The sequence below is a fragment of the Lacimonas salitolerans genome, assembly GCF_042677865.1.
GTDB classification, from domain to species: Bacteria; Pseudomonadota; Alphaproteobacteria; order Rhodobacterales; family Rhodobacteraceae; genus Lutimaribacter; species Lutimaribacter salitolerans.
Genome location: NZ_JBHUDD010000129.1, coordinates 1 through 8918 on the forward strand (window position 1 = coordinate 1; position 8918 = coordinate 8918).

Sequence of the window (8918 nt, forward strand, 5' to 3'; positions counted from 1 at the left end):
TATGTTGGGGCGCAGTATAAAGTACGTAGTCAATGCAGCGTTGGCCGCAGCAGCTGGAAACTGAATGACTGCCATTCGGGCCTAAACTGAGCAACAACCGCAGGATAGGTCCGTCCGACATGCAGAGCAACGCTCCAAAGGGCCGAGGATGAACCCGCTGTCTGACCTCCGCTACCAAAGACTGGGCGTTTGCACGATACCAAACGCCATCCGTGTAGAAATGCTTGATCTCAGGTTCTTCTTGCTGGGGCGCTGGGGAAATGCCGGATATGTCTATCTTAAGATTTTCGCCCCCGCGTTTTAATGACATGTAAACGTGACAATCCGTCGTATAAACATAGTGGCCAGAAAATACTCTGCAACCTAATACTAAAAGGATGGATATATGTCTGCCGAAGCAAATACACAAAATATCGCCGAAAACAAGGCCAGCATTCTTGAGCTTGAAGCCGTTGTTCTCGGGAACAAGTTCCGCGCCTACGATCACCGTTCGCTGATCGAAGAAAATCGCTTGATGCTGCTGAGCAATTACACTGCAGCTTTTGCCGGCAACCGCCAGCTTGCAAATATGAATACCGATGCAATTTTTGCCAACCGCATTGCCTTTCTCGAGTCACTCTCAACCGAAAATGATGTGCAGACAAACTACGTCAATGCGCAAATCAACAAAGCCATGCTGGATGCGCTTGCCCATCGCGCCGTACTAAATGCCAAGGTTATTGAAGTCAGTGCCAAGATGGCCGAAATCAATGGACAGTTGATCGAAGTCAACCGCGCCATTATGGAAGCCAATGCCGAAATCGTTGCCTTCAATGCTGCCCAGATCGAGGCGAACTCAGCGATGATTGAAGGCGATCATGGCATGGCCGAGGCCACCGTGGAGTCAAATGCTGCCGTCATCGCCGCGAATGCGGAAACCATCTCCGCCCTAAACGAGACCGCTGCCACAAACTCGTCCAATCTAGACGAGCACATTGCGAAAATACTCGAAAATCGCGAGAATATTTCCCAGAACAAGGCTGAAATCTCTGAGCGTCGCGCTGATATCGTGGCCAATCGCGATAAGATCGCTTCAAACCGCACGAAGATCGCTCGTGGATAAGTCGCGCGGCAAAAACTGGTGAGTTAGAAAGAAGGCACTGGAATCTGGTGCCTTCTTTTTTTGCAATTATGTTCAAAGCACTCAGTACGTTCGCCTCGGGTCAGGACCATGACGCAATAAACAATTGGGCCTTGCAGTGCCCATCGCCCCTATTGCGTGGCTAGGCGCGATCAACGCCGCCATCGAGAGTTTCGTGCCCGCCGCCGAGCGCGCGGCGGTGGCAGGCCAGCTTTTCGGCGAGGAAGGCTCCATCGCCATGAGTCGGATCGACACCGCAACCTTGCGACAAGCGACCGAGGACGTTCTCGCCTTCGGGGTCGTCGTCTCGGAAGCTGATGCCGACCAGATCGAGCGGACGAACGATGCGATCTCCCGGCTCGGGCTGATCTGGCGCGGGCTGTCAAACCAGCTGGCGGTCGCTGCGGCTCCGGCGCTGGAAGCGGTCGCCAATGCGATGGCGGCGGTCGCGAGCCGGACTGGACCACTCGGCATCGCGATCAAGGTGCTGTTCGACAACATCGGCCGACTGACCACCTACGCCGCCACTTTCGCCGGTGTGATGGCCGGGCGCTGGGTCGCCGGTATGGCCTCACCCGTATCCGCATTATCCCCCGTCGCAATGATGATGTGACCACGTTCGGAGCCGCGCGTCTGGTCTCGGAAACGATGCGCTTTGATCTACGCGTCTCGGAGCTACCCGCACCCCGCCCCGATGAGCAGATCTTGCTTGGTGAAGAAACCTTCCTGATCCAAGGCGAACCCTTGCGTGATCGCGAGCGGCTGATCTGGACCATTGAGGCAACACCGGCATGAAGCTCGACCTCTCTGTCGCAGGCGACATCGTTCTTGCGATGCAAGCTGAAATCCTCGCAGGCGAAAAGGCTGTTAGTGCCGCGATGCGTGAGGCCGGGTCTGATCTGAAATCAGCTTGGCGTGGCCAGATAACGCAGGCGGGTCTGGGGAGACGCCTGGCGAATTCGATCCGGAGCCAAACCTATCCGCGATCTGGTGAAAGCTTGAAAGCAGCAGCACTGGTCTGGTCCAAAGCGCCTCAGATCATCGGCGCGCATGACACGGGCCCGTTGATCCGCTCGAAAAATGGCTTCTGGCTCGCGATCCCGACACCGGCGGCCGGCAAAGGCGCCCGCGGTAAGGCGCTGACGCCTGGCGAATGGGAACGGCGACGCGGGCTGCGGCTTCGGTTTGTGTATCGACGCCGTGGGCCGAGCCTGTTGGTCGCTGATGGGCGGCTAAACAGTCGCGGGCTGGGTGTGGCGTCACGGTCGAAAACCGGCCGTGGACGCAGCACGGTGCCGATCTTTCTGCTGGTGCCTCAGGTGAAGCTGCGCAAGCGGCTCGACCTGGCCCGCGATGCAGAGCGGGCGCAGGCGGCCATTCCAAGTTTAATTGTTTCAGGGTGGGTTGACGCTAAACTGGGGTGACAGCTGGTTCAGTACCCGGCTTCACGTTGATGTCGCACAGCGAGAACGACAGCCCTGTCGGCGTCCAAACGGTAAAGAGCAACATACCCGCTGCCACCGAAGGTGATGAACCACTCTCGAAACTCTGGATCCATGTCCTCCACAGGGCGCCCTGCTCCCGGCTGGTCGCGCAAAATCTGCATCCCCTCGCGGATGGACTTGGCGGCGCGGCGTGCCGCATCGGGGTTATTCTCGGCCAAGAAGTTGTAAAGCCGCTCCACATCCCGCAGCGCCGCAGGAGACCAGATCAGTTGTGGCATTGAGGAATATCTGCCTCTTCACCAGCCTCGAGCTTGGCGAGCCAGGCATCTGCGTCCTCATGCGTCACATGTTGGCCCGTCATCTGATATTCCTGCCAGGCCGCAAGACCTGCCTGGCGAAAGGCCTCACGCGCCTCTTCACGGGACAGGAACTGAGAGACTGCTTCGCGCAACATCCAATGCGTTGAGCGATCCCTCGCATCCGCAAGCCGTTTGAGGCGGTCGCGGGTTTCCTGATCGAGCTTCACGGCAATGGGGCGAACAGCATTCATGGGGTGAGTCCTCGTGAGTATTGTTAGGTATTACCTGTAACACTTTCTTGGCTTCAACAACAGACACGAATGCACCGTTAGGCCCATAAATGCCCACCACGCGCGAAACCATCCTGACCGCTCTGGCGGACCTACTCAGCACGATCCCGCATGTGCCTGTTCTGCGCGGAGAAGTTCTGCCGGAACGCATTCCGCCCGCGGGGCTGATGATCCTGCGTGATGGCAATCCAGGTGAGCCAGGCATGACGCTGTCGCCGCTGATGTATCATTACCAGCACCGCGCCGAACTTGAGGTGATCGTACAATCTACGACAGATCGAGACGCCGTCTTCGACGCGCTCTCGGCGCAAATCGGCGCAGTGATCGCGGCGGACCGTACTTTGCGGGGATTATGCGACTGGATTGAGCCGGAGGCCGCTGAACCGGTGGATCTGCCAGTCGAGGGGGCGGCGCCCCTAAAAGCCGGGATAATTCCGATCATTTTGCATTACGCCACCAGCGACGCGCTGGTCTGACAATTCAGCTGACATTCAAGGAGAGACACGATGGCACGAGCCCAAGGGGCGCGGGCGCAGATGGCGCTTGCGTTCGAGACGACCTACGGCACGCCGCCTGCGAGCGGCTATACCAAAATGCCCTTTGCGAGCACGACGCTTGGGGCTGAACAACCGCTGCAGACATCAGAGCTTCTGGGCTATGGCAGGGATCCGCAGGCGCCGATCAAGGATGCGGTCACGGCGGACGGCAATGCCGTCATGCCTATCGACGCGGAAGCGTTCGGGTTCTGGCTGATGGCAGCATTTGGAGCGCCCACAACCACCGGCGCGGAGGCCCCCTACACGCACGAGTTCCGCTCAGGAAACTGGGCGCTGCCGTCTTTCTCGGTCGAGACCGGGATGCCCGAGGTGCCCCGCTTTGCAATGTATGCCGGCTGCATGGTCGACAGTCTCAACTGGCAGATGGCGCGATCAGGCTTGCTGACAGCCACGGCCAGCATTGTGGCCCAGGGCGAGGAGATCGCCACGACCAGTGCGGCAGGGACACCGGCCAACATCGCGCTGAAACGCTTCGGCCACTTCAACGGGGCCATCACACGGAACGGAGCTAATATCGGAAACGTTGTCTCCGCTGACCTCACCTATGCCAACAATCTTGACCGCATCGAGACGATCCGGGCGGATGGCAAGATCGACGGTGCAGACCCGTCTATTGCGGCGCTGACAGGAAATATCGTCGTGCGTTTCGCCGATCAGACGCTGGTGACCCAGGCGATCAATGGCGAGGCTTGCGAGCTTGCGTTCTCCTACACGCTGCCAACGGGCGAAAGCCTGACCGTCACCGCGCATGCCGTCTATCTCCCGCGCCCGCGGATCGAAATCTCGGGTCCACAAGGCGTGCAGGCGACCTTTGACTGGCAGGCGGCGAGTGACCCGCTGGTGGGCCGGATGTGCACCGTCACCCTTACAAATGACCGCGAGGATTACTGACCATGCTGCGCTTAAACTTGTCGACGGAGCCGCGCTGGCTTGACCTCGCCCATGGCGTCCGCCTGCTGGTCGAGCCGCTCACCACCGCCATCATGTTGGCCGCGCGCAGCGATCCGACCATCGTTGCGGCCGCTGGTAATACTGAAGACAGCACCTCCAACGACGACCTTGCGCGTATCGTAGCGAAGGCCGTGGCGCGCATCGTTGTGAAGGACTGGGAGGGCGTCGGAGACGAGGACGGCAAGCCCCTTCCTTTGACGCCTGAGGGGATCGACGCGCTTTTGGAGCTCTGGCCAATCTTCGAGGCCTTCCAGACCAAATACATCGCCGGTGCGCTTATTCTGGATGCGGAAAAAAACGCCTGACCGCTCTCGCCGACTGGGAATTCGGCGGGGGCGGTGAGTATTGCACGGCTTGCCCATCAGTGTGTGCGGAGTGCCCGCGCAGCCTGCATGCGCCATGCACCCTCGAGGGCTGGCAGATCTGGGACCTCGTCCAGCGGCTTGGCGGGCAAGTTCGCGTTGCAGGCGGGATGAGCGGTGGCGCTGTCCTTGGCTGGGACATGGCGGCTGCCCTTCAGCTTGGGGTGGCCCTCGGGCTCTCTCCTTTCATCATCGCGGAACTCCTGCCGCCGATCGAGGCGGTGATGGTGCGCAAGACAAACCAAGAGATTGAACACCACCATGGCTGAGAAACGTGTCTCCGTCCGGCTCTCGGCGACTGGCGGCCGCCAGGTGCGTGCCGAACTGGAAGGTGTCGGTGCGGCCGGGTCTCGCGGCATGGGTCGCCTCAGCCGCGAGCTGGACCAAGCCAATGCCCGCATGGCGGCCTTCGCGCGCCGGGCCCGGATCGCGGCGACGGCTGCTGCCACGGCACTCGCGGGTGCTGTCGTTGCGATGACCCGCTCGACGGTGGCTGCCGCCAATGAGATCGGCCAGCTATCTCAGGTTGCCAATGCCGCCCCGGAGGTGTTCCAGCGCTGGTCCGCGGCATCGGCCACCGTCGGCATAGAACAGGAAAAGCTCGCAGATATCCTGATGGATGTGAACGACCGCGTGGGGGATTTCCTGCAGACCGGCGGCGGGCCGATGGCGGACTTCTTTGAAAACATCGCACCACGCGTGGGTGTGACGGCAGACGAGTTCGCCCGCCTTTCGGGGCCGGAAGCGCTTCAACTCTATGTCTCAAGCCTTGAGAAGGCAGGCGTGAGCCAGCAGGAGATGACCTTCTATCTCGAGGCCATGGCGTCCGATACCACCCGGCTGATCCCGCTTCTGCAGAACGGTGGCGCCGAAATGACACGGCTTGGCGCGCAGGCGCAGGCACTCGGCGCGGTGCTTGATGCGGATGCCATCGCGGCCATGCGCCGCTCAGAACTGGCGCTGGTCAGCATTGGACAGGTGTTTACGGGCGTGCGCAACAGGATCGCTGTTGCTCTGGCGCCCACGCTTGAGGCTGCAGCCACTGCGTTTGTCGCGCTGGCCTCTGCCACCAGTCCGATCAGCCGGGCCTTTGATGCGGTCCTTTCCAACCTTGACCGGCTCGTGATCTATGCTGGAACCTTCGCCACCTTCCTGGCAGGACGCTGGGTGACCGCCATGGCTGCTGCCGCGCTCTCAGTTCGCGGGCTCGCCACCACGCTGGTGGTCCTGAAGGGCGCGCTGATCCGCACTGGGATCGGCGCGTTGATCGTTGGTGCGGGAGAGCTCGTGTACTGGTTCACGCGCCTCGCGTCCGGTGCCGGCGGTTTTGGTGAGGCGATGCGCCTTCTGAAGGATGTCGGTGTCGAGGTCTGGGACCGGATCAAGTTGGGCGCAGCGGCCGCAGGCGCCCGCGCCACGGCGATGTTTTACGATCTCAAGGCCGATGCTGCCACCGGCATGACGGGCGCGATTGAAAGTGTGGTCGCCTTTGGTAACACCACGGCGAATACGTTTGAGGGGGCACTACTCGCCGTCCGGGAAATCTGGTCCCGCCTGCCAGCCGTGATCGGGGATCTCGTTTACGCAGCGGCAAACCGCATGCTCGACGGGATTGAAGCGATGCTGAATGGCGCAATCGCCCGGATTGATGCCTTTACGGGGAAGATCCGCGACGCACTTGCAGCTGTGGGCATCGAGACGACCTTTGGCGAAATTGGCGAAATCAGTCTTGGTGATATCGAAAATCCTTTCGCGGGAGCTTCGGCGGATGCAGGGAGCGCTGCGGCAGACGCGTTCCGGCGTGCCTTCGCGGATAATCCACTCACGGCGCCTGATCTGGGCTTGGATGGGATCGCTGCAGACGCTCTAGTGACCGCCAATACTTATAGACAAGCCGCCACTGACCTAGCGGCTGGAGCCAGGGCTCCGCTGTCCTCCTGGGCTGCGCTGCGCGATGCTGTTGCGGGCACCGGCGAGGACGGCGCAGCCGCTCTTGATGACGCGACGGCTTCCGCGGACCGCCTGGCAGGCGCAATGGCCCAAGCCGGAGATGCCGTTACGGGTGGCGGCGGTGGCGGTGGAGCTGGTGGTGGCGCCGCTGACCAAATCATCACTGGCTGGCGCGCCGTCTCCGAAGCCCTGAATTCTTATGCCACGGACGCCCTGAACTGGGGCAAAGGTCTCGGCGAAACGCTGACCAGTGCCTTCTCTGGCGCCGAAACCGCCTTCCGCAGCTTTGTGGAAACTGGCAAGCTCGACTTCAAGGGGCTAGTGCGCTCAATCCTGGCGGATTTGGCCGTCTTGGCATTCAAGAATGCGGTGCTCGGACCCATTGCCAACGCGCTCTCAGGCGCTTTTGGCGGCGGCTCTGTTGCGGCAGCGGTCTCGCATGCTGGCGGTATGGTTGGGATCTCCGGTCATACACGCGCCGTGCCCGCAGCGGTCTTTGCGGGTGCGCCACGCATGCATGGCGGGGGCACTGTGGGGCCGGCTGGCTCCTGGGCCGGGCTCCGTCCTGACGAGGTGCCCACGATTTTGCAGCGGGGTGAACGGGTCTTGTCGCGCGCAGAGGTTGCGCGTGACACAGGCGGGAATGCCACCATTGCCGTCCACCTCAATGTGGATGCGCGCGGCGCGCAAATGGGCGTGGCCGAGCAGATCGCGGCGGTGATGCGCGGCGCACAGCCGGAATTTGAGCGCATTGCGGTGGCAGCCGTCGGCAATGCCATGCGGCGGGGACGCATGGCATGAGCGTGATCGTGGAACTGCCGCGAACGTGGGTTGTCGGCATTGAGCGGCGCTTGGTGACCGCCACCAGCCAGACGCAGTCGCCCTTTACCGGAACCACGGAGGTGCAGGATTGGGGTGGCGAATGGTGGGAATACGACATTGAGTTTGCCGCGCAATCCGGATCGCTGGCGCGCTCTGTGTCGGCCGCACTCACGGCCCTTGGCTCAGGACGGGGCCTGCTGCTGTTTGCTGATCCCTCCATTGAACCCAAGACCCTTGCGCAACCAGTCACGCTGGCGGCCTCCATCACAGGCGGCAATGTCGTCCTAACGCAGGGCTGGCCACCGGGGCTACCCGCTGTGGCTTCTGGCGACTTTCTCTCCATCGGCACGGCGCGCGATACACGGCTGCACCAGATCGCCTTTGATGTCACAGCGGATATCAATGGTTTGGCAACGCTGACGCTCTTTCCGGCAATACGCCGCGCGCTGCCCACCAACACCCCGTTGGAGGTGAACAGGCCGCAGGTTCTGCTGCGCCCCACGAGTGCGGTGCCAACCCGGATTGAGCGCGCTGCGCGTCACCGCTTCACCCTGTCAGCCCGCGAGGCGCTATGAGCCGCGATATGACACCTTCTGTGGCCGCGGCGCTCGATTGTGCTGAGCTGCAGCCTGCGATCTTTTTTGAAGGGGAATTCCCGTCGGGCATGGTGCGGATCTGGACCGGTCCGGGGCCGATGGATTGGGACGGCAAGACCTGGACGGGCGTTGGCGTGCTTCTTGGACTAGGCGCGCTTGAGGAAACCTCTGACGTGGTGGCCTCCGGCACGACGGTGTCGCTCTCGGGCGTGCCACTGGATCTGGTGGGTCTTGCGATCGATGAGGCGCGTCAGGGGCAGGCGGGGCGCATCTGGCTGGCGCTGCTCACAGAGGAGCGCAGAGTGATCGCTGATCCCGTGCAGGCCTTTACCGGCCGTCTTGATGTGCCGGAACTGCAAGAGGACGGGCAGAGCTGCCGGATCACGATCAGCTATGAAAGCCGGCTCATTGATCTGAGTGTGCCGCGGAACTGGCGCTACACCCAGAGAGTGTCCGATCTTCTGTGTAACTGCGGTTTGGTCCATGCTTCCTGAGAGGAGCAAGGACGATGACAATTTCCAAAGAA

General features: G+C 61.5%; 12 protein-coding genes and 1 pseudogene. 11 read left to right on the top strand and 2 right to left on the bottom strand.

Annotated elements, in window-relative coordinates; translation table 11 throughout:
- Positions 1–385: 385 nt before the first annotated feature.
- The 4 genes and pseudogenes from ACFTOW_RS14310 to ACFTOW_RS14325 all read left to right on the top strand — a co-directional run bounded on the left by ACFTOW_RS14310 (position 386) and on the right by ACFTOW_RS14325 (position 2544).
- Positions 386–1102 carry a hypothetical protein gene (locus ACFTOW_RS14310; protein WP_379916855.1) on the top strand — a complete coding sequence of 239 codons (717 nt, stop codon included), beginning with the start codon at positions 386–388 and terminating at the stop codon, positions 1100–1102.
- A gap of 160 nt (positions 1103–1262) precedes the next feature.
- Positions 1263–1721, top strand: a pseudogene (locus tag ACFTOW_RS14315) (phage tail tape measure protein); the annotation flags it as partial.
- Positions 1722–1729: 8 nt separating this feature from the next.
- Positions 1730–1915: a head-tail joining protein gene (locus tag ACFTOW_RS14320; protein ID WP_379916857.1), complete on the top strand. Its 186-nt coding sequence runs from the start codon at positions 1730–1732 to the stop codon at positions 1913–1915.
- Complete coding sequence (locus ACFTOW_RS14325; RefSeq protein ID WP_379916859.1) at positions 1912–2544, top strand: DUF6441 family protein; 633 nt, start codon at positions 1912–1914, stop codon at positions 2542–2544. Before ACFTOW_RS14320 ends, ACFTOW_RS14325 begins: the two co-directional genes overlap by 4 nt.
- Positions 2545–2552: 8 nt before the next feature.
- Here the strand turns inward: ACFTOW_RS14325 and ACFTOW_RS14330 are convergent, their stop codons facing one another.
- Together ACFTOW_RS14330 and ACFTOW_RS14335 are read right to left on the bottom strand one after the other, a co-directional pair.
- A complete protein-coding gene (locus tag ACFTOW_RS14330) occupies positions 2553–2843 on the bottom strand; it encodes a type II toxin-antitoxin system RelE/ParE family toxin (RefSeq protein WP_269080937.1) in 291 nt (96 codons plus the stop codon).
- Positions 2831–3115, bottom strand: a complete 285-nt coding sequence (locus ACFTOW_RS14335; protein WP_269080936.1) for a CopG family ribbon-helix-helix protein — start codon at positions 3113–3115, stop codon at positions 2831–2833. The genes ACFTOW_RS14330 and ACFTOW_RS14335 overlap by 13 nt, the downstream gene beginning before the upstream one ends.
- Before the next feature lie 89 nt (positions 3116–3204).
- On the opposite strand from ACFTOW_RS14335, the gene ACFTOW_RS14340 reads away from it, so the two are divergent.
- The 7 genes from ACFTOW_RS14340 to ACFTOW_RS14370 all read left to right on the top strand — a co-directional run bounded on the left by ACFTOW_RS14340 (position 3205) and on the right by ACFTOW_RS14370 (position 8886).
- Positions 3205–3630 (top strand): acyl-CoA transferase, encoded by a 426-nt coding sequence (locus tag ACFTOW_RS14340; protein WP_327543952.1) that lies wholly within the window; start codon positions 3205–3207, stop codon positions 3628–3630.
- A gap of 30 nt (positions 3631–3660) precedes the next feature.
- On the top strand, positions 3661–4602 hold the full coding sequence (locus ACFTOW_RS14345) for a phage tail tube protein (RefSeq protein ID WP_379916862.1): 942 nt from the start codon (positions 3661–3663) through the stop codon (positions 4600–4602).
- A gap of 2 nt (positions 4603–4604) precedes the next feature.
- Positions 4605–4967, top strand: coding sequence for a hypothetical protein (locus tag ACFTOW_RS14350; RefSeq protein ID WP_379916864.1), 363 nt, complete (start codon positions 4605–4607; stop codon positions 4965–4967).
- Positions 4968–5134: 167 nt separating this feature from the next.
- The gene (locus ACFTOW_RS14355; RefSeq protein WP_379916866.1) at positions 5135–5293 is read left to right on the top strand and encodes a DUF7697 family protein; all 159 of its coding nucleotides are present in this window, start codon (positions 5135–5137) and stop codon (positions 5291–5293) included.
- Entirely contained in the window at positions 5286–7775 is a 2490-nt protein-coding gene (locus tag ACFTOW_RS14360) for a phage tail tape measure C-terminal domain-containing protein (RefSeq protein ID WP_379916868.1), read from the top strand. The genes ACFTOW_RS14355 and ACFTOW_RS14360 overlap by 8 nt, the downstream gene beginning before the upstream one ends.
- Positions 7772–8371 carry a hypothetical protein gene (locus tag ACFTOW_RS14365; RefSeq protein WP_379916870.1) on the top strand — a complete coding sequence of 200 codons (600 nt, stop codon included), beginning with the start codon at positions 7772–7774 and terminating at the stop codon, positions 8369–8371. The genes ACFTOW_RS14360 and ACFTOW_RS14365 overlap by 4 nt, the downstream gene beginning before the upstream one ends.
- Positions 8368–8886 carry a hypothetical protein gene (locus ACFTOW_RS14370; RefSeq protein ID WP_379916872.1) on the top strand — a complete coding sequence of 173 codons (519 nt, stop codon included), beginning with the start codon at positions 8368–8370 and terminating at the stop codon, positions 8884–8886. Before ACFTOW_RS14365 ends, ACFTOW_RS14370 begins: the two co-directional genes overlap by 4 nt.
- The last annotated feature ends 32 nt before the right edge of the window (positions 8887–8918 follow it).